Origin of the sequence: Caballeronia sp. SEWSISQ10-4 2 (assembly GCF_030464885.1) — a bacterium.
GTDB lineage: Bacteria > Pseudomonadota > Gammaproteobacteria > Burkholderiales > Burkholderiaceae > Caballeronia.
Window position 1 is genome coordinate 23,354 of the sequence record NZ_JALPRJ010000018.1, and the last position, 20,833, is coordinate 44,186.

The following is a 20,833-nucleotide window of genomic DNA, read 5'->3' on the forward strand; positions in this document are numbered from 1 at the left end:
GTTTCGCTTATTGGCGGCTGCGAAGCAAACCCTAAGTAAAACAAATGCCACGAGCGGCTAGTTAACGCCAGGAAACATGTAGGAGACGGGATGAAAGGCGAAATGATAGTTGGGGGGCTTTCGGCGTCGGCGGCCGACGTGACGGCTGATGCAGCCCGTATGGGCCCCGATCCAACGTCGAAAGAAGCGGAACTGCTCGGACGTCTGGAGCGGCTACCGTTCACACGGTGGCACGCGAAGGCCCGGGTGGTTATGGGCACTGCGACCTTTTTTGACGCATTTGCGGCGCTATCGCTTGCCTATGCCCTGCCGGTCTTGATCGGCCTGTGGCACTTGAAGGCGTCGCAAGTCGGCTTGCTTATTGCGGCTGGCTACGTCGGACAGCTAATCGGTGCAATCAGTTTCGGAGCCATTGCGGAGCGAAAGGGGCGAGTACGAAGCGCGACTGGCGCGATCGCGCTGATGGCGGTCATGGGTGTTGGATGCGTCTTCGCCAACAGCTTCTGGGTGTTGCTTGCCTTTCGTTTTTTCCAGGGCATTGGGGTAGGGGGCGAAGTTCCGGTTGCGGCCGCCTACATCAATGAACTGTCGCAAGCGCAGCGCCGTGGGAAGTTCTTCATGCTCTACGAGATGATCTTCCCGATCGGCCTGATGCTCACCGGTCAGATTGCGGTATGGCTTGTTCCGGCTCTCGGCTGGCACGCTCTGTTTATGTTTGGGGCACTTCCGACGCTGGTCATCGCGTTCTTCGTGGTGAGGTTGCCGGAATCGCCGCGCTGGCTGATCAATAAAGGGCGGCTCGCAGAGGCGGAAAGAATCGTCGAGCAGGCAGAGGCTAGCGCTAAGCGTGCCGGCAAGGTTTTGGAGGTCGTTCCCGCCAGTACACAGCCAACCCGGGGCGGTCCGGTTACGCTTCGTGCAAACCAAAAGACCCGCGCGGCAGAGGTTCTTTCGCGGACCTTTCGAAACAGAACGCTGATTGTCTGGTCGCTGTGGGCAACGTCTTACTTCGTCGCTAACGGCCTCAACAACTGGTTGCCGTCACTGTATCGGACCGTCTTTCATATGCCCTTGGTCGACGCGCTCCGGACTGCCTCGCTGACCAACGTGTTGCAGGTCATTGCAACCCTCGTGTGTGCGTTTGCGGTCGACAGGATCGGGCGAAAATCTTGGACGATTGGATCTTTCCTAGTAGCTGGTGCTGCGCTCGCGGCGCTCTGGTTCACTGGTTCCACTAGCGTTTGGGTGGTCGTGGTCATGGGGTCGGCGGCGTATGGTGTCATTGGTTCGACCAATACGCTCTTGTATCTGTACACGCCGGAAATCTACCCGACTCGCATGCGGGCGATCGCCACAGCGCTTGCGACCTCCTGGTTACGCGCCGCTTCAGCGGCGGGTCCCGCACTCCTCGGCATTATCGTCGAGTCGGGCGGCCTAAACACCGTTTTCATTGTCTTTGCCTTCGTCTGCGCGGTTGGCGCGGTAGCGGGCTTGGGCATGATCGAGACCCGCGGCAAGAGGCTCGAACAGATAGCGTCATAGACCGATGCGTAGCTGAGTGGCAAGTTAGTTCAGTATTTATCAAAATTTATATCATAAGAACTACTAAGGATATTATTTAATGTCAACGAAAACCTGTTTGGGCCGTATCTCGTTTGCTTGCCTGATGATCGTAACAGCACATCAAGCCTATGCTCAGTCCTCGGTTCAGCTCTACGGAGTTGTCGGGGCATACATCGACAGTGCGAAACGCAGCGGAGGGCCCAATGCGGTATTGCAGGAAGGGAGTGGGGGGCTAACCACGTCCTACTTTGGCCTACGAGGCAGGGAAGACCTTGGGGATGGCTATGCCGCAATCTTCGGGCTTGAGAGCTTTTTTCAACCGGCAACTGGCGCGCAAGGTCGAAACGCGACAGACCCGTTCTTTTCCCGTAACGCATGGCTTGGTGTTGACAGCAAATACGGCAGGCTGATGTTTGGACGGCAAACGAACCCAACTTACAGCAATATGGCGGCGTTGAATCCGTTTGGTTCCTCGGTGGTGTTTTCCCCTTTGGTCCTCCAGACTTTCGTAGCGAATTACGGTAGCACAATCATCGGCGATACCGTGTGGAACAACGCGATTCAATATGCGTCGCCCTCGGTGTATGGATTCACGACACAAGCAGTCTACGGTGTGGGTGGTGTCGCCGGGCAGAACGGGATTGCCAACATCGGTCTGCATGCGCAATATTCAAATGGCGGATTGAGTGCGGCCTTGTCCGCACAACGAGTGCGTACACCTGTTACCGCTCCGCTGAGCGAGCAGTACGCTTATCTGGGGGGAGTCTCATATGATCTTGGATTTGTGAAGCTGTTCGCTGCGGGCGTAGCAACGAACAGCCACGGAACGAATGTGAACGCGCATACCTATGAGCTCGGCGCTACGGTTCCGCTGTCTCCGTTTGCTGCGATTCTGATCGAAGGTGCACGCACGAGGTCGAATGCGCCACGCGGCGTGTCGACGATTCGCAATACCGCCTCGGTCGCATACGACTACTTCTTGTCAAAGGGTACGGACATTTATGCTGTCTATTCGTATGACAAGATCAACGGTCGAGGGTCTGCCAGCACTGAAGGTTTTGGGATGCGCCACAGTTTCTGATAACGCGTGACTGACGCGACGGGGATGCGGCGTCTGGACACTATTTCTTGTGACGGGCCGCGTCGCGCACGGCTGATGCTCAATGTCATCGTGACGTGAAATACGATACACGTCGAAGCTGCCTTTCACCTTGCACCCGTTATCGACGGAAGGTTGCGGGATAAAAGAGGCAGACGTGGCGCGACTGTCGTCGCTATTCACGAGCACATCAACATGCTGGGGCGGTGTTTTTTCTCGCTTCTAGAGGCGGTGGCCACGGGCGAGCTAGTACAAAGACCATCGGCACCCACAAGTTGCGCGTCATGCAAAAGTTCAGCCTCGGCAATACCGTGGAGCCGAGGCGAGATCGCGATCAACCTTTCCCGCACTACTTAGGGTAATCAATCAAGGAAGCAACGTGAAAAGCTTTGTACAAACAATCAAATTCAAGATCGTTTTCGCGTTGTCCTTATGCGTGACGTTAATAGGTGTAATTGGACTGTTCGGGACGCTCGGTCTTTCCAGATTGGACTCGAACATGATCGATTCCTATTCAGGAAATACAGTTCCGATTGGTGATCTATCTAACGTTCGCGCAGCGCAGCTTAAGATCGTCCTTCAGTTGAGGAGGATTCAGGTACTTCGGGATCCGGGAAAAACGGCAGAATCCGCCGAAGCCATCCGCGCCGCTTTTGAACGTCTTTACAAGGCATGGAACCACTATTACCCGGACAACGTGTCCAGCGACCAGCAACAGCAGATCTCGGAGCAGATCAAGAACACGCTGCCCCGGTTTGCAACAGTAACAAGCGAAGCTATCGCTGCCGCTAGCGCTGGCAATTTCGACTCGGCTTCTTCAGCAATCGAAAAGGTGATTCCGGTGGGCACAGCGATCAGCGCCGCGCTGGACCAGATCACCGCGCTCAAGCTGATTCAGGCCAAACAATTTTCCGACGACAGCGAATCGATGTTCAAAACTGTTCGATGGATCACCATCACGCTTGTCGGCGTTGGTATCGTGGTTGCAATCGGCGCGTCGATCTACCTGCTCCGCACAATCTCAAACCCCCTCGATAAGGCGGTTTCCGTAGCAAACCATATCGCCTCGGGCGATCTGGACAATAAGGTTACCGTGGATTCACAAGGCGAGTTCGGCGAACTCCTCGAGGCGCTGAAGAAGATGGATCAGCAACTCAGCGATACGGTGCGCGGAATCAAGACGACCACTGACTCAGTTTCCATAGCGGCACGGGAAATTGCTAGCGGCAATACAGCCCTGTCTGTACGCACAGAGGAGCAGGCAGCGTCGATTGAGGAAACGGCGGCCAGCATGACGCAACTGTCTGAAACCGTGAAGCAGAATGCCGATAGTTCACGTCAGGCGAATACTCTCGCGACGAACGCCACGGACATGGCCGACGCAGGCAATGAGGCCGTTCAAGATATGGTGAGAACGATCGAAAAGATCAGTGGCAGTTCGATGAAGATCTCGGAGATCACGGGTGTGATTGAAGGTATTGCCTTTCAGACGAATATCCTTGCACTGAATGCCGCTGTCGAAGCTGCTCGTGCGGGCGAACAGGGGCGAGGTTTCGCTGTTGTTGCCAGTGAGGTTCGCAGCCTGGCTCAACGCTCTGCCACTGCCGCGAAGGAAATCAAGGAACTGATCGGCTCGTCCGTGGCGATGATTCAGGACGGGTCGAGACAGGCAGCAGAAGTTGGCGCGACTATGGGGCAAGTGAAGTACGCAATCAAACATGTGTCCGATATTGTCGGGGAAATCGCAGCAGCGTCCGAAGAACAGAGTCGTGGCATTGAGCAGGTCAATCAGGCCGTCAATCAAATGGACGAAATGACTCAGCAGAACGCGGCTCTCGTCGAGGAAGCGGCAGCAGCCGCCCAGTCGCTTGAAGAGCAGGCCATGAGGTTGAAAGACGCGGTCTCGGTGTTCAAAGTCGCGGATACAGGAATCTCCGCGTCACAAGGGGATCTTCCGAAGGACGAACCGTGCCCCATCCGCTTCCCGGACACCGACTACTGGTCGCGCGACACCGTCTAAACCGAAAGTAGCGGCTCGATCGCTCAACGCCACGACCAGAGCTGCATGACCGTCTCGGCTAACTCGGGGCAAGCGAACTCGTCGGCGCAAGGCTCGGGGGCATTCAGACCGACGCTCAGGGCGATCACTGGCTGCACCTGATCGACAAGGGCAGCAAGGCGGGCAAGGTCGCGCTTCCGCCAATGGCATGGACAGCGCTGGATCGCTATCTGATGGAACGTGGCCTGTCGGTTTCTCCAGCGCGATGGGACCCGAAAACACCGCTCATCGGCAGCCTTGGAAACGACAGTGCGGCAAGCATCAGCGGTGTACGTCTATGGGAGATCATGCGGCGATTCTTCGTGCAGGCGGCCGAGATTAATCGCGTAGCACCATCTCATGCGCAACGGTCACGTTCAGCCGGAATGAGCGGTCACGATCGCCGGAATACGCACGTGCAAGTCGAAGCGCACACGAAAGCAAACGTGGATCGGATCAGAGACATAACGGGTGCATGTTCAGGACCGACGGCATCGTCCTCGATTCGCGTATTGCGTCCGAGATGGACCCCGGAAGTGTCACGCCTGCGAGGGCGAACTGTCTGGACTCGCAAGATAAAGGCGGGTCATGAGTTTCCACTCGCGCAGCAACTCATCGTTCAGGAGATCGTCTCCGTAAAGAATGGCCCTATGTAAAAGGGCTTCTCCGGATGACTCAATGACAAAGGCCGCGAGGCGCAGGTCCGGCCTGGGTACCGGCTCCCCGCATTTGCGAAGCGCGCTTTCGAGAAGGTCAACAATAGCGAGAGAAACGCGTCTCAGGTGCTGCGTCTTGCTCACCTTGCCCATCTGATCGAGGAGAACGCGATGCAGGGCAAGATCTTTTGCATACGCGTCCACACTTGTATCGATCCACGCGTCGACCAATGACGCTATCCCCTTGCCCTCCACCTCCTTGAAAGCTCCGGCGTACGTGTCAAGCAGGTTGTCACAATGGCGTTTGATCAGCTTCGCGACAAGGGCTTCCTTGCTGGTGAAGTATTCATAAAGTGAACCAACACTGACACCGGCTGCTTCGGCAATGCGAGTCGTGCTCGTGGCTTCAAATCCATCTCTTATCAAAAGCTGTTGAGCCGCCTCGAGAATGGCGTCAACGGTCATCAGGGACCGTCCTTGCCTCGGCCTGCGGCGCACGGCAATCTGTGCGTTCAGGCCAAATTTCCGACCTTTGACAGGCACCTCTTCCTCCTCGGCAACAATGTTTTCGACGGCCACCACCAGGCGCGACCTACGCCCTATCGATTTTAGCCTTATGCGCGTGCCCTGAAACTTCGGGACATGGAATATCCGAGTAGGCGCCCAGCAAGTCACGCGGGCACCCTAGAAGAAGGCGTCGTGGCGGACCGAAATCAGGGCGCCGAAATCCGAATAGAAGCACGAAAGTGCGCCGCTTATGATAGCGACGTAATCAAGTTGCGACCTCGCGGGCGATATGCTGCACCGCGGAACATTACATTTATATTACGTCTGGTGCATAGATGGACGGAGACATAAGTCACATGGAACATGCCGCTTCACAGAACCTGGCGTACTGGCCCGCAGACCAAACCGAGCCGTTCCTGGAGATCAGCATTGGGGACGCGCTCACGAATGCAGCAGAGCGTTGGAAAAACGAAGTCGCGCTGGTTGAGGGTGTAAGCGGAACCGACAGGCGTCGCTGGACCTATGGCGAGCTGCTGACGCAATCACGTAAAGTGGCGGGCGCACTTCTGAGTTGTTTTCGCCCGGGCGAGCACGTCGCGGTGTGGGCATCGAACCGCCCGGAGTGGCTGCAAATCGAACTGGGTGCAGCACTCGCGGGTATTACGCTTGTCACTGTGAACCCGGCGTATCTCGCTTCGGAGCTTAAGTATGTCCTCAAGCAGTCACGGGCCTGCGGAATTATCGTAGAACCTGAGTATCGCGGAAGGAAACTCGCAGCGATCGTGGAGGAAGTCAAACCTGAACTGCCACTCTTGCGGGAAATCATTTCGCTGAAGAGTTGGGGAGATTTTGTTGAGGGTTCGTCAGAGGTCGCCACGTTGCCACGTGTTGAACCTGGCGATATAGCCCAAATTCAATACACATCTGGCACCACAGGCTTTCCCAAAGGCGCGCTTCTAACCCATCGGGGGTTGGCAAACAATGGGCGAATCTATGCGCAAGTTATCGGTGCGCGTAAAGGCGACGTATGGGTCAATCCCATGCCCCTGTTTCATACTGCCGGGTGCGGTCTCGTGACTTTGGGAGCATTGCAGACGGGAGGAACTCAGGTGCTTCCGCCGACGTTCGATCCGTCGTTGATGTTGAATCTGATTGAATCGGAGCGCGGTACATTGATGTCCGCAGTTCCAACTATGCTAGTTCGTATTCTCGAGTACCCAGAGTTGACCGCCTTCGACTTGAGTTCCTGGAGACTCGCAACGCTCGGCGGCGCGCCTGTCCCGCCGGAGCTTGTACGGAGGATCGAGAATACCCTTCGCATTAAGGTGGGCATTGGATTCGGGCAAACGGAAGCCTCGCCATATATCACTCATACGCGCGAGAACGAGTCTCGATCGGGTTGGGCGTTGACTGTGGGGCGGCCCATGCCACAAATCGAAGTCAAAGTGGCCAATCCGCAAAGCGGCGAAACTGTGCCGATCGGCGCATTGGGTGAAATTTGGACTCGGGGAAGTTGCGTAACCAAGGGCTACTTCGATAATGCGGAAGCAACGCGACAGGCGCTAACCGACGACGGATGGCTTCGGACGGGCGATTTGGGTTCGATGGCAAACGACGGCTATCTCACCATTCAGGGAAGAATGAAGGAGATGATCGTTCGCGGTGGCGAAAACGTATATCCGCGCGAAATCGAGGAGGTTTTGCTTAGCCATCCTGCCGTTTCAGGCGCTTGCGTGGTCGGGTTGCCCGACGCCGAATGGGGTGAAATCATCGCTGCCTTCGTCCAGCTCAGAGCCGGACATGCCGAAGGAGAGAGCGAACTCACGAGCTTTTGTCGAACGCGTCTCGCAACATACAAGACGCCACTGGTCTGGCGTTTCGTGGATGAGTTCCCTCAGACTGCATCCGGAAAAGTCCAGAAATATGTTCTACGTGAGCAGCTCCTTAAAGAAGTTCGTGCGGACAAGTCACTGAACGGCGCCCCGTAATTTGTCAGTTACGCCCTGATGAGGGCAACCTCTTGGGGCGGACTATTTCAAACTCCGCCGGGGTCACAGGATACGGGCAAGACGCTCAATTTTCCCAATGAAACTATGGATTCGATCGCATTCTATTTTGATTTCGTCTCGCCCTACGCGTACCTCGCATCGAATGAGATTGAGGCCTTGGCAGAGCGTCACGGTAAAAAACTTCATTGGCTACCCTTCCGGCTTGGCGTTGCGGTGGTGAAGGTAATGGGGCTGAAGCCGCTGCTTGATACGCCGCTCAAAGGTCCCTATGCCCGTCATGACGCATCACGAATGGCAAAAGTATTAGGACTGCCGCTTACCGATGATTTCTCCATGTTTGACCCTGTACCTGCTCATCAGTTGATGTACACGCAGCCGCTTGAAAAGCGACCGGCGCTGGCGAAGGCGTTATTGAGTGCACGTTGGGGTGAGGGGCGGAACCTCGGGGACAGGGATATCTTGTTCGATGTTGCTCAGAAGGCGGTGGGTATCGACAAGCAATGCTTTCGAGAAACCATTGAATCGAAAGAATCACGTAACGCTGTCAACGAGGCGACTCAAGCTGCAGTCTCCCGGGGGGTGTTTGGCTCCCCAACATTCGCAGCAGGAAACGAACTTTTTTGGGGCGGGGACCGCATTTGGCTACTCGATCAGTATCTTGCCGCTGGGGCGCGATATGTGCCGGCTACGGTCACCCCTCTCACCCCCGGATTAACGGTAGAGAAACTCGAAGGATATGAGGAGCCAGCATGAAGACACGTATAACCGAACTTTTCCAAATTAAATATCCCATCATACAGGGAGGGATGCATTACGTCGGCCTCGCAGAACTTGCCTCTGCGGTTTCCAACGCAGGCGGCTTGGGCATTATCACTGCCCTGACACAAAAGACGCCTGAACTACTTGCAAAGGAAATTGCACGGTGCAGGGTAATGACCGATCAACCGTTTGGCGTGAATCTCACGTTCCTTCCAACGTTCTCGGCCCCTCCCTATCCCGAGTACATTGATGCTATCAAACAGGGTGGCGTGCGCATCGTCGAGACGGCGGGTCGCAATCCAGAGCCCTACATGGGTAGTCTCAAAGACGCGGGCATCAAGGTTTTTCACAAGTGCACGTCAATACGGCACGCCCTTAAAGCACAGCAGATAGGATGCGATGCTGTCACTGTGGATGGCTTTGAATGCGGTGGCCATCCAGGAGAGGACGACATTCCGAATATGATCTTGCTGCCACGTGCGGCTGACGAGCTAGCTATTCCAACTATTGCTTCGGGTGGCATGGCTAACGGGCGCAGTCTGGTGGCGGCGCTCGCGCTGGGCTCTGAAGGCATCAGCATGGGCACTCGGTTCGTTGCTACGCAAGAAGCACCGGTTCATGAGAATGTAAAAAGGGCGATTGTTAACTCAACCGAGTTGGACACGCGGCTGATCATGCGCGGCCTGAGAAATACTGAGCGCGTGCTCAACAATGCAGGTGTGGAACGTCTTCTGGAGATCGAGCGCGAGAAGGGAAATAATCTTCGTATCGAAGACATCATTGACCAGGTGGCCGGTGTTTATCCTAAAGTCATGCGCGACGGTTTGCTGGATTCCGGCGCCTGGAGCTGCGGCATGGTTGCCGGCTTGATTCATGATGTTCCGACTGTGAAGGCACTTATCGACGATATTATCGACGAGGCCAAGACACTGATCGGGGCAAGGCTCCGATCAATGCTCGATGCCACGAGCGTTGACAAGCCGAACCAGAGCTGTGTTGAGGATGTATTGCGATAGTACGGTGAGGCGTTGTTGCGTAAATCAGGCGTAGAGACAAAGTGACCTCTGTGTTTCCGATCTCAAGCGATACGGATGGACTGAGGGAGAGCGAGGGCTGCCATGCGCTTTAGCAGCTCCGGCTCCCACCACCCACGCTGTCGTTGCACAAAATCTTCAACTGCATCCTGCAACTGCTGTACATGGGCTGTCAATGGAAGATGTTGCCGATCGAAAGGAATGCCAAAGGTCTCCCAGAAATCCACTACACGCGTATCTATCGGGCGATGCGGCGCTGGCAGGCCAACGGCTTTATCGACAAGATATTTGCACCGCTCGGTGCGCAAGCTTCATCAGGACCAGCTGCTCGACCTCACGGTCATTCACGGCGACGGCACGACCACGGCAGCGAAGAAGGGAGGCGACAATCTGGGGTGCAGCGGCCATAAGCACCTGAAAGGCGACAAGGTCGTTGCCTTCTGCAATCGCCATTGCAACGTGATTGTGCCATTTGTTTCCGCCCCGGGTAACCGCAACGAATCGCCGCTGCTGCGTGACGCGCTGCCCAAACTGAGCCAGATGGCCAACGCGATTGGCTTGGAGCTGCATGGCGCAACCATCAGTCTGGAGGGGGTCTACGACTGCCGGGCCAACCGCAAGGCGATCTTCAATCGGGGCATGATTCCCAATATTCCCGCGAACCATCGCGGACGTAAAACGCCGAAGCGGGGCCGCAAGCAACGCTTCAATTCGGCCATCTTCGAGGAGCGCTTTCGGACCATCGAGCGTGTCTTTGCCTGGGAGGACAGTTCCGCCGCCTGCTGCTTCGCTTCGAGCACCTGAGTCAGGTCTACTACGCGCTCAAAACTCTCGCCTACACGATGATCAATCTGCGGCACTACTGCTAAGCATCAGCGTTGGTACGAGCAACAGGGTAATGGCGCTGCGCGCCAGGCAGATGCTCGCCAATTTAATAGGTCATACTGAAAAACAATAATCACACGTCACAAAACAGGTAGTTCTATTCACAACCAAAAATGCCCCTCGGCCGTCCGCGCATTTCATCGCACCGCCTCCGGCTTGCGCTGCACCGAAACTAGTAACCAGTTGAAGAAAAATACCGCACAACTGACAACGCTGTTCGCGCTGTCCAATCTTTGGATGGCACGTCGCAAGCTGCTGAAAATGTGAATGGTAGACGCCGCAAGAGCTGCGATCCACAAACATCAAGCTCAATTTCTGGTCCGATTTCATTCGGTTCGCAACGCTAAAACGACTTCCGAGATCCACCAATTTCGGATCCGATGAACAGTCACGCTGAAAATGAGTTGTTCAGATCTTCCTTAGGTTTCGATTCTGGAAAGTATTTAACAATCCGTAATAAACGGTATTTTTCGTAGTGGTTTTTACTTGGTCGCTTTCGGTTATCGTGACAAAACCCTACAAGGCTCTGTCACGCTAAATATAGCGTAGAGAATCCGTCAAAAACCAAGGCAGCATGTAATGAACAACAAGTTCATCGTCGACGCGCGTTTTTATGCTCGGAGCGGTCCATACAATCTCGCTGAAGTCGCTGTAGCGGCCAACGGAACCGCGGACGCGTCAGACCGCGTGCTGACTGGGGTTGCGCCGCTTCAGCATGCAGGGCCGGCCGAAGTCAGCTTCCTGGACAACAGCCGATACGCCTCGTTGCTGGAGAAGACAGGTGCGGGTGCTGTAATCGTACATCCTGACATGGTGGACCGCGTGCCGTCTTCGGCGATTCCGATCGTCACGGCGGCGACCTACGAGGGCTGGGCGCGCGTTGCCGCGCTGTTCCATCCAGTGGCTCCGCCTAACCCTGGGATCCACCCGACGGCGTTCGTGGCGCCTGGTGTTGTTGTCGATCCGACGGCGGAGATCGGGGCCTTTGCCTGTATTGAGGGCGGGGTGCAGATTGGACCGAGATGCAGGATCGGGTCGTATGTGAGCATCGGCAGCGGGGTTGTGATCGGCGAGGATTGCCGAATCGGCGCCCACGTCAGCATCAGCCACGCGTCGCTCGGCGCGCGTGTCTCTCTGCTTCCGGGGGCCCGCATCGGACAGGAGGGTTTCGGTTTCGCCAGAACCAGGGCTGGTTTCCTGACTATCCCGCACCTTGGACGGGTCGTCATCGAGAACGACGTCGAGATTGGCGCCAATTCCACGATTGACCGGGGTTCGATCCAGGACACCGTGATTGGGGCCGGGTCGCGGATCGACAATCTTGTCCAGATTGGCCACAACGTACGTCTTGGCCGCTGCTGCGTCATTGTCGCGCAGGTCGGCATCTCCGGGTCAACGGTGCTGGAGGACTTTGTCCAGGTGGGCGGCCAGGCGGCTATGGCCGGTCATCTGCGCATCGGATGTGGCGCACAGATCGGTGCTCAGTCCGGGGTCATCTCGGATGTGCCCGCAGCGGCCATCCTGCTCGGAAGCCCAGCCCAATCGCGGTACGAGTTTTTTCGGCAAGTGGTTGCACTTAAGCGCATGGTCCGTCGACCAAGGTGAGTGTCGGCCTCGTCATTGGAGAGGCCGAGGGTGTCAATGACATCACCGGGTTTGAGGTGTTGTAAAGGGTCGATCTGAGCTATTGATAGGATTCCGAAATTATTTTGTGTAGCGTTTTGCGATTATGTGATGGAGGCTAACGATTGGTGCCTTAACGCGTTCCTGTTGTGTCCGTTGTCGACTGATTCAATATAAACGGAAAGCAAAGCCTTTCCGAAACTGTCCCTAATGAAGATTTTGGAGATCCCAATGAAAAAATTGCTTCTCGCTTTAGCGGCATTTGGCACATTCACGAGCGTAGCTCAGGCACAAAGCACCGTTACGCTATACGGGATTATCGATGCTGGCTTCGTTTATAACAATAACTCGGGCGGCCAAAAGCTGTACGCAACGAGCGCCGGTAACCTGCAAGGCGATCGTTGGGGCCTGCGTGGTAAGGAAGATCTGGGCGGTGGCCTGACGGCACTGTTCGTGTTGGAAAACGGCTTTAACGTGTTCACCGGCAAGCTGAATCAAGGCGGCGACGAATTCGGCCGTCAAGCTTACGTCGGTCTGTCGAGCCAGTACGGTACGGTCACCCTCGGTCGTCAATACGACTCCGTGGTCGACTACACCGGTGCACTCGAAGCCGGTAGCCAGTGGGCGTCATACTACGGTGCGCACCCGGGTGACCTCGACAACATGAACAACTCGAACCGCACGAACAACTCGATCAAGTACGCGAGCGCCAACTACAGCGGCATTACGTTCGGCGGCTTGTACAGCCTGGGGGGCGTGGCAGGTCAGTTCAACCGCAATCAGATTTTCTCGGGCGGTGTTGGCTATGCACAAGGTCCGTTGACCTTGGCTGCGGCTTACTTGAACGTCAAGAACCCGAACTACTCGTTCTTCGGCAACAACTCATCCTCGTCGACGACGGGTTCGAATATGACCGGCTCGACCGTGTACTCGGGATATGCAACTGCGAACACGCAGCAAGTCATTTCGGCTGGCGGCGCTTACGCGTTCGGCCCGGCAACTGTCGGCGCGACGTATAGCAACACGCAGTTTAAAGATCTTGGACAGACCGCTGTTGCTGGTGCAGCGAACCAGACCACGGCTGGCAGTGCCAAGTTCCACAACGCCGAACTGAACTTCAAGTATCAACTGACCCCGGCCCTGTTGCTGGGCGCTGCTTACGACTACACGAAGGGCTACGGCGTGAACAACGCGAAGTACCACCAAGGCGTGATCGGCGCGGACTACTTCCTGTCGAAGCGTACCGACTTCTACATCGACGCCATTTATCAACATGCGTCGGGTACGGATTCGACCGGCAAGGCCGCTGTCGCGAACATCAACGGCCTTTCGGCGTCGTCGACGGCGAACCAGGTTGCTGCTGTCATTGGCATCCGTCACAAGTTCTAGTGAAAATTAGAAAATGCCGTGGCTGAAGGCGCCTCGACGCTTTTTTGGGTTCTGGCGGGGGATGTAAGACCTAACCGAAAATATCTGGTGAACTGCATATTCTGGGGTTCCGACGGTACTGTCACGTTGTTGAAGGTAGTGCGATTGAAATCGTTAGGGAAGGCCTGCATAAATCGTGCACGATTGAGTTTCCAAATAGGCCGACGACTGCGACGATTTGGGCATGAGAGAAGCTAATCTGGGATTGGATTTGACGACCAAACGAACGCGTAAGCGGGAGTTCCTCGACCAGATGAACCGTGTGGTTCCGTGGGGCGAACTGGTGGCGCTGGTATTGCCGCCTGCACCCGAAGGTAAGCGAGGGCGGCGGCCGTTTCCCGTAGAGACGATGTTGCGCATCCACTTCATGCAGCAGTGGTTCACCTTGAGCGATCCTGCAATGGGCGAGGCGTTTCATGACGTGCCGCTGTTTCGGGACTTTGCCGCACTGGACAACTGGAACATGCGTCTGCCTGACGAGAGCACAATCTTGCGATTCAGCCATCTGCTTGAGAAGCACGAGCTTGCAGCCCAGATGCTCGCCACGGTCAATGCGGTGCTTAGCAGAAAAGGGCTGCTGCTCAAAGCGGGTAGGGCCGTTGATGCTACGCTGATCGCAGCGCCCAGCTTGACCAAGAAAGGCAATCAGTGGTACTTCGGTATGACAGCGCATATTGGCGTAGACGCCGAATTCCGGCTGGTACACGCAGTTCAGGGAACGGCTGCGAACGTGCACGACATAGTCAAAGCGGAAGCGTTGCTACACGGCAAGGAAACTGTTGTGTACGGTGATGCGGGGCTATCGTGGGATACAAAAACGTACGAACGCAAAGGCAGTGCAATGGATGGTCGCGATGTGCCCTGGCGAGCGCGCGGCGCTGGACAAGAACGACGCGCTTGATCGCATCGTCAATGAAATCGAATGCCTTAAAGCAAGCGTGCGAGCCAAGGTAGAGCATCCGTTTCGGGTGATTAAACTACAGTTTGGCGTCGCGAAAGCGCGCTACCGTGGTCTGAAGAAAAACACCGCACAACTGACAACGCTGTTCGCGCTGTCCAATCTTTGGATGGCACGTCGCAAGCTGCTGAAAATGTGAATGGTAGGCGCCACAAGAGCTGTGATCCACAAACATCAAGCTCAATTTCTGTTCCGTATTCATTCGGTTCGCAACGCTAAAACGACTTCTGAGATCCACCAATTTCGAATCCGGTGAACAGTCACGCTGGAAATGAGTTGTTCAGACCTTCCTTGGATAATCGAGCAACCCGGCGCCGAACACAGCACCACCAGAAACAGAAACTGAACACTCGCGCTTAACTCGACACCGTTCCACTCGGCAACACACATTGCCGCGCCCAAACCGAATCAAAGAAAATGCTCACCGAAACGTATGCACCAGTACACATAATTGCGTTAATCGCGCTAACAGCAATCTTTGGCTTCATCGCCCTCTTCACCGGCTGGACACGAATTGGCCTGATCTTGATCGCCGCCGCTATCAGCATCGCTATCTACATGCATACCTAACCAACAACGGAAACGCGAAACCGATCAACCGGCGTGCCCACTTCAACCGGCACCAGCGTAAGGAAATTGGGTCGACGGCCTCGCCTGCACAACTCGGCACGGTACTGTCACGTTGTTGGCATGTTGCCGGAAATGCAGCGACAATTGTGGGTATGACACGAACCGCCCTTCAGCAAAGCGCACCTGCCACCGACGCTATCTCCTATGCCGGGCATCGATTCCCGCCCGACGTGATCAGCTATTCGGTGCGGTTGTACTACCGTTTTCCGCTGAGTCTGCGCATGATCGAGGAGTTGCTTGCTGAAACGCGCAGGAGAAACGGCAGGCACGTAAGCAGGCCCTCGAGGCTTGGGAAACCGTGACCGGAAATCCAATGCTAGATCGTCTTGCTGTATAATTTAGGAGCACATATTTAACGATTTCGATAACACGACCTTCAACAACGTGGCAGTACCGCCCGTTGTGTGAAATGCCAACCGAGTGCATCGAAAAGACATCTTTACCTATACGAAACACTTCGACCAGACCGCCTATTTGTACCCGTGCTGTAGCAATCCGAAAATCAGTGTTACAAAGATGATTCGTTCGTCATCCATCAATTGTTTGTGGAACGCATGTCAGTGGACCAATCGTCGGCAAAGAGCCATCGCGCGGACGCGAATAGCTAAAATCCGCTTCACAGTGCAGCGCCCCACTGTCGATCATGAGATGGTTGTCGCGCTGTAGATCGTCAATGAAGGTGAGACCGTCGTAGCCAACGATCGTGTCCTTACCGTTTTCCACACTTTGTCACGAGGGACCAATATGAAACTGATTGCCGCCCGCATGGAGCGTATCAAACCGTCGCCGAGTTTAATGGCCACAGCACGCGTGCAGGAACTGCGCGCGGCAGGCCGGGACATCGTCGGCCTGACGTCCGGCGAGCCGGACTTCGACACGCCGCCGCATATAGTCGAAGCCGCCTATGCTGCGATGAAGGCAGGTAAGACTCGCTACACGGTGGTGGATGGTACGCCGGAACTCAAGCGCGCCATATGCGATAAATTCGAGCGCGAGAACGGGCTGATTTTTGCCCCAGATGAAATCACGGCTGGGAACGGCGGCAAACAGGGGGTAGTCAAGTCACTGACTGCGGGTATCTGCGTAGCCATGTCTCAAAACACGTGATATTTGCGGCGATGGTATATCGCTTCACCTTCGTCGGTGCCACTGCCCAATAGGCGTGAAACACTCGTAGCCACCTGCCAGCTTCGCGACACCATCATCCTGACGGTTGACGCCCCGTATGGGCGCGTCTGGACTCGACCTGCACGTAACATGGTCGGCAGCGCGGCGAGAACATCAGCGTCGCCGCCGCCCAGACTCAGAAGTGGTGCACAACACCCACGCCGACGGCGATCTGACTGCGCGACGACGACGGAGTGCTACTGAAGCCATCGCCGAGCGATGGCGTCGCGATGATAACCTTGTCGTTGCTCGACAAGGTGTTGCCGCTCGCGCGTTGACCCGATTCGACCGCGTAGAGTCCGGTACGCTTCGAGAGACTGTAGTACTGCGACAGCGTGAATTGGTGATACTGCGCGGCATTCGAAATGCCATTCGCGAGCGTCGCGCGCGTATAACTGTAGCCGCTTGCAAAGTCCCACGATGTCGATGGTCGGAAGTGCAGCACCGCACCAGCCGAGTTAAAGATGGCCGTGTCGCGAAACGCTGAACCGGTGCCCGGGATGTACTGTACGTTCGAGTACGAAGCTGACAAGTCCCAGACATCCGAGAAGCGGTAGCCGCCGGTCACGGCGAAACGCTGCTGCGCCTGCGCGGTCTGGTAGCCGTTGTTGATCGCCGAGACGGCCGGTTCCGCACCGCCGTTAGAGGTTGTCGAGGACGCGCCCCAGGCGCCGCCCCCCGGCGTCGAGTTGTTGACGCGCTCGAACGCGGCTCCGATCCCGAACGGCCCGTTTGCGTATTGCAGGCCCGCGGTCCAGGTCGAACCGGCATTGACGCTGCCCGGCACGCCCCCTAACGCGTAGGACGCGCCGAACGTGAGGCCGCCGATCGTCGGCGACTGGTAGACGAGCGAGTTGTTGGCGCGATAGATGTTGTCGAGGGAATCAATGTCGCCCGGATGCGCGCCAAAATAGCCGGTCAACCAGGTGGTCGGACTCCATGGCGCGAGGGTCGTGTAATAGGCTGTGTACTGGCGGCCTGCAGTCAGCGTACCGAAGCGGGCGTCGGTCAGGCCGACCCACGACTGGCGCGTGAACAACCCGCCCGTGAACTGCGAGGTGCCGTTCGCGCTGTTTATGCCGGCCTCGAGCGTGAAGATCGCCTTGATGCCGCTGCCGAGATCCTCGCTGCCCTTCAGGCCGAAGCGGCTGCCGGCCCACACGCCCGAGGTCATCTTGACGAGGGACTGGCCGCCTGTGGTCGAGCCGAGCGAGGTGGCGCTGTTTTGCCACGAGAGGCCGTTATCGACGACCCCGTATAGCGTTACGCTGCTCTGCGCCTGCGCGCCCACACACGCGCCACCAAGGAGGCACGACGCGATGATTGTCTTTTTCATGATTTGTAATCCTACTCAATTGACGAAAATTAATGGCGCTGCTTCGACACCGCGTCCCTGTGTCAGGCCAGCATGGTCAGCCAGCGCGCCTCGCGAACGAGCAACGTATACGGGGTGACACGCGGCCGCTGCTATAGCCGAAGCCTGCGCCGACAATGCCGTGCTACGTGACACTCCTCTGCGCGAAAGCGGCAGGTAAGATGGTGTTTAGAGCGGGGAATGCAGCTGCTATTTTTTTCAACATGATAAGGATACCTATTAATTAAATGGACCCCGAAAACCTGATTCGGGTAGTTGTTCTGCCGAATCGCTGGTAGTGCACGCCTGGAGTTCTGCGATGCGTGAACTACGACTCCTGCGCTGATTCCCATTTGACCAAGAACGTGCTTGGGCACGGTCAGAGATACATCCTTCGTCGATTGGTGGTTATCGTTGAGTCGGCACAGTCGATGTCAAGCAAGCCACCGATGAGAGCGGATGTCCTCTCGTTCCGATCACCGGTACCCAAGCGATTTGCAATGATTGCCTCGATTCGCGCGAAAGAACGGCTGCAAAATGCTTACAAAGGCCGATGGCATAGCCGATTGGCTCCGTATCCTCGATGGCTGGTGAAAGCTGGTCCTGTAACCGCGATGCAGGTCATGCTGACCTGGAGCTTGTCAAGCGCATCGGCTTGCGCGGAACCAAGGCGAGGGACGAAAGCTAAGCCCGCTCCTGCATTTTGGAAATCAGGCATTCCAGCACCCATTCAATGAGTTGATCCGTGTCTTTTGCGGCGCGAGCCCCGGGCAACTGTGTGTCTTCGTACAAAGTGAAGACGGGCTTCAACCATTTCAGTCCCAAAGCCATCTCTGAAACGGTGCCCATGCCCCCGCCGATCGCCACCAGGCAGATGCCGCTGCGGGCGATCAGCGCGTTTCGCATCTCGCCGATACCCGTGGGAATGGCAACCGTCAGGTACTGGTTCGCGCCCGATAGATCATCCTCAGGCAAAATCCCCACAGCAATACCTCCAAAGTCTGATGCACCGCGGGCGGCTGCCTCCATTACCCCGCCGCGGCCTCCGCACACAATGGGCACTCCTGCGGTGGCCAAGATGCTAGCAACCTCGTATGCCGCCTCGCACTCCCGGGTACCGCCGTCACCCGGACCAATGATCCCGACCGGCAGCGGACATCTGCCCGCTCCGAATTGAATCCCAGTCAGCAGCTCCAAAGCTTTAATGCCCGCGTTCGAGAGCTGCTTGCTCGCGCCGACTTGTGATGACATCGCCTACCCCTAAAACAAGGATACAAATACCAAGCAGCACCAGGGACATCGCGGCCGCTTCCGGAAAGTCACCACCCGAGTCAGACACCTTAGCCAATAGCAATAGCGGCACGATGTTGAGTTGAGTACCGACCAAAGCCAATGCCGTCCCGTAGGTGCCCATCGCTAATGCAGCGACCAGGCACGCGCTGGAAAGAACTGATGGCATTACCTCAGGAACGACCGTGTCCCAAAAGGCTCTTGCGCGAGATGCACCCAAGGTACGAGCGGCCAACAATGGACGGTCATCCAGATTCGCAAAGACCGGGTACAGCGACAGCGCCACCCTGGGGATGAGATAGTACGCATAGGCAAATCCCAGTCCGGCGACCGAGTAAATCCAACTCCCTACGCGCGCCGGATCGGCTCCAAGCTCCGCAAGCAATTGCGTCACGAGACCCGCACGGCCGAACGCCAGAATGAACCCGTACGCAATCACAAGGCCAGAGAAGGCCAGAGGCAGTCCCAGTAGCGTCATCATCCATTGCCGTCTGCCTTCGGGCTGCCGGGCGAGCTCGATGGCAATTGCGGCACCTACCAATGCCGACAGCGCGCCTGCGATGAGCCCTAGCAGGACCGTATTGCGCACCGCACCCAGGAAAAGCGCATCTCTGAAAATTCGGCCGAATGCAGAACCACCATCGCTGAATGCCTCGGGCGCAAGCGCAAAGAGCGGCAGCCCGAAGAAAATAAGCATGAATATCCAGGCCGGTAGGCCCCCGAAGCGGTTCATGGTTACTTCCCCAGCACAGCTTGAGCCCAGAGGCTACTAACCTCTGAACTACGCTCAGATGCCTTGACGACGTCGAGCGGCAGAAGTTGGGGGGCCGGAGGCATCTTCGATCGCACATCCGGTGGCAAGCGGAGGCCTGGGACTGCCGGGCGGACAAAGCCCTGCGCAAAGAGGCTTTGGCCGGCTTCGCTCATGGTGAAGTTCAACCACAGCTTGGCGGCGTTAGGATTGGGCGCATTCTTCACCAAGCTGATTGCGTACGGCGCAGCAATGCTAGCTTCCTTGGGGATAACTACCTCAGCCGCGTCGCCCATTCCGTCGACATATTTGGCCTTGAGGCCATCGTTCTCATAGCCGATCCAGATGGGGACCTCGCCTTTGAGGAACTTGGCGTACGGCGTTGTACCTTCGACGCGCATGACGTTGCCGGCGCCTTGGAGCCGGCCGAGATAGTCGGTACCTGGCTTGATGTTGTCTATTGATCCGCCGTTTGCGTATGCGGCCGCAAAGACAACGACCTGGCCAACGCCGGTGGAACGGGGGTCGAGGTACACGATGCTGTTGCGGTATTCGGGCTTGACCAGGTCGGCCCAGCTCGTGGGGACGTTTCGAACAAGCTTCTTGTTGACCAAAAATGCGACGTTCAGCGTGTGGATGGTGAACCACTTCCCGCTCGCCTCACGGAACACCGTCGGAAGCTTCTCGAAGTTGATGGGCTGGAAAGGAGCAACCACGTCCTTCTTGACGGCGTCCACGGCCGAAGCCGCAAAGTAGTAAGCAGTATCGGCTTGCGGCCTGCGACGGCTCTTTTCGAGGGCGAAGACGGTAGCAGCCGATCCCAGATCATTGTAGGTGATGTCGACTTCGGGGTAGCGCTTCTTGAAGTCCCGGAAGAGCCCCTTCCAGTTGACCCACTCGGGGCCCGTATCAAAAGAGACCACGACGCCTTCTTTCTTCGCAGCCTCGTAGATCGGCTTTTCACCGGGATAAAGCTCGGCCCCCTCAAATGAGAATGCAGGCATGGCCACTGCCAGTGGTGCGGCTCCGAGCGCGGCAAGAAGTTGGCGACGTTTCATGGTTGTCTACTTGAAAAAATGAGT

General features: G+C 56.5%; 17 protein-coding genes and 2 pseudogenes. 14 read left to right on the forward strand and 5 right to left on the reverse strand.

Features of this window, described 5'->3' with window-relative positions; genetic code table 11:
* The first annotated feature begins 90 nt into the window (after nucleotides 1–90).
* The 4 genes and pseudogenes from M0D69_RS14320 to M0D69_RS14335 all read left to right on the forward strand — a co-directional run.
* Nucleotides 91–1,542 (forward strand): MFS transporter, encoded by a 1,452-nt coding sequence (locus M0D69_RS14320; RefSeq protein WP_301782637.1) that lies wholly within the window; start codon nucleotides 91–93, stop codon nucleotides 1,540–1,542.
* Between the two features lie 79 nt (nucleotides 1,543–1,621).
* Nucleotides 1,622–2,644 (forward strand): porin, encoded by a 1,023-nt coding sequence (locus M0D69_RS14325; RefSeq protein ID WP_301782638.1) that lies wholly within the window; start codon nucleotides 1,622–1,624, stop codon nucleotides 2,642–2,644.
* 397 nt (nucleotides 2,645–3,041) lie between these two features.
* Nucleotides 3,042–4,682: a methyl-accepting chemotaxis protein gene (locus tag M0D69_RS14330; RefSeq protein ID WP_301782639.1), complete on the forward strand. Its 1,641-nt coding sequence runs from the start codon at nucleotides 3,042–3,044 to the stop codon at nucleotides 4,680–4,682.
* A 62-nt stretch (nucleotides 4,683–4,744) separates the two neighbouring features.
* Nucleotides 4,745–5,041: pseudogene (locus M0D69_RS14335) on the forward strand (integrase); the annotation flags it as partial.
* 198 nt (nucleotides 5,042–5,239) lie between these two features.
* On the opposite strand, the gene M0D69_RS14340 reads toward M0D69_RS14335, so the two are convergent.
* A complete protein-coding gene (locus tag M0D69_RS14340) occupies nucleotides 5,240–5,938 on the reverse strand; it encodes a TetR/AcrR family transcriptional regulator (protein ID WP_301782640.1) in 699 nt (232 codons plus the stop codon).
* Between the two features lie 281 nt (nucleotides 5,939–6,219).
* On the opposite strand from M0D69_RS14340, the gene M0D69_RS14345 reads away from it, so the two are divergent.
* The 10 genes and pseudogenes from M0D69_RS14345 to M0D69_RS14390 all read left to right on the forward strand — a co-directional run bounded on the left by M0D69_RS14345 (nucleotide 6,220) and on the right by M0D69_RS14390 (nucleotide 16,296).
* Nucleotides 6,220–7,851, forward strand: coding sequence for an AMP-binding protein (locus tag M0D69_RS14345; RefSeq protein WP_301782641.1), 1,632 nt, complete (start codon nucleotides 6,220–6,222; stop codon nucleotides 7,849–7,851).
* A gap of 105 nt (nucleotides 7,852–7,956) precedes the next feature.
* On the forward strand, nucleotides 7,957–8,625 hold the full coding sequence (locus tag M0D69_RS14350; protein ID WP_301782642.1) for a 2-hydroxychromene-2-carboxylate isomerase: 669 nt from the start codon (nucleotides 7,957–7,959) through the stop codon (nucleotides 8,623–8,625).
* A complete protein-coding gene (locus M0D69_RS14355) occupies nucleotides 8,622–9,647 on the forward strand; it encodes a nitronate monooxygenase family protein (protein ID WP_301782643.1) in 1,026 nt (341 codons plus the stop codon). Before M0D69_RS14350 ends, M0D69_RS14355 begins: the two co-directional genes overlap by 4 nt.
* Before the next feature lie 318 nt (nucleotides 9,648–9,965).
* On the forward strand, nucleotides 9,966–10,469 hold the full coding sequence (locus M0D69_RS14360) for a hypothetical protein (RefSeq protein WP_301782644.1): 504 nt from the start codon (nucleotides 9,966–9,968) through the stop codon (nucleotides 10,467–10,469).
* A gap of 660 nt (nucleotides 10,470–11,129) precedes the next feature.
* Entirely contained in the window at nucleotides 11,130–12,155 is a 1,026-nt protein-coding gene (lpxD, locus tag M0D69_RS14365; protein ID WP_301782645.1) for a UDP-3-O-(3-hydroxymyristoyl)glucosamine N-acyltransferase, read from the forward strand.
* Nucleotides 12,156–12,404: 249 nt separating this feature from the next.
* Complete coding sequence (locus M0D69_RS14370; protein WP_301782646.1) at nucleotides 12,405–13,562, forward strand: porin; 1,158 nt, start codon at nucleotides 12,405–12,407, stop codon at nucleotides 13,560–13,562.
* Nucleotides 13,563–13,785: 223 nt separating this feature from the next.
* Nucleotides 13,786–14,698, forward strand: a protein-coding gene (locus M0D69_RS14375; protein WP_301782647.1) for an IS5 family transposase whose coding sequence is annotated in 2 segments (ribosomal slippage) — nucleotides 13,786–14,397 and nucleotides 14,399–14,698 — 912 coding nt in all. Because the reading frame shifts where the segments join, the coding sequence is not laid out codon by codon here.
* Nucleotides 14,699–14,976: 278 nt separating this feature from the next.
* Nucleotides 14,977–15,129 (forward strand): hypothetical protein, encoded by a 153-nt coding sequence (locus M0D69_RS14380; protein ID WP_301782648.1) that lies wholly within the window; start codon nucleotides 14,977–14,979, stop codon nucleotides 15,127–15,129.
* A gap of 152 nt (nucleotides 15,130–15,281) precedes the next feature.
* A pseudogene (locus M0D69_RS14385) lies at nucleotides 15,282–15,434 on the forward strand (IS6 family transposase); the annotation flags it as partial.
* 499 nt (nucleotides 15,435–15,933) lie between these two features.
* Entirely contained in the window at nucleotides 15,934–16,296 is a 363-nt protein-coding gene (locus M0D69_RS14390; protein WP_367619712.1) for an aminotransferase class I/II-fold pyridoxal phosphate-dependent enzyme, read from the forward strand.
* Between the two features lie 196 nt (nucleotides 16,297–16,492).
* On the opposite strand, the gene M0D69_RS14395 is transcribed toward M0D69_RS14390, so the two are convergent.
* The 4 genes from M0D69_RS14395 to M0D69_RS14410 form a co-directional block, all read right to left on the reverse strand.
* Nucleotides 16,493–17,695, reverse strand: a complete 1,203-nt coding sequence (locus M0D69_RS14395) for a porin (RefSeq protein WP_301782725.1) — start codon at nucleotides 17,693–17,695, stop codon at nucleotides 16,493–16,495.
* A 699-nt stretch (nucleotides 17,696–18,394) separates the two neighbouring features.
* Nucleotides 18,395–18,961, reverse strand: a complete 567-nt coding sequence (locus M0D69_RS14400) for a TIGR00725 family protein (protein ID WP_301782649.1) — start codon at nucleotides 18,959–18,961, stop codon at nucleotides 18,395–18,397.
* Entirely contained in the window at nucleotides 18,912–19,733 is an 822-nt protein-coding gene (locus M0D69_RS14405) for an ABC transporter permease (protein WP_301782650.1), read from the reverse strand. Before M0D69_RS14405 ends, M0D69_RS14400 begins: the two co-directional genes overlap by 50 nt.
* A gap of 2 nt (nucleotides 19,734–19,735) precedes the next feature.
* On the reverse strand, nucleotides 19,736–20,809 hold the full coding sequence (locus M0D69_RS14410; protein WP_301782651.1) for an extracellular solute-binding protein: 1,074 nt from the start codon (nucleotides 20,807–20,809) through the stop codon (nucleotides 19,736–19,738).
* Nucleotides 20,810–20,833 lie beyond the last annotated feature (24 nt).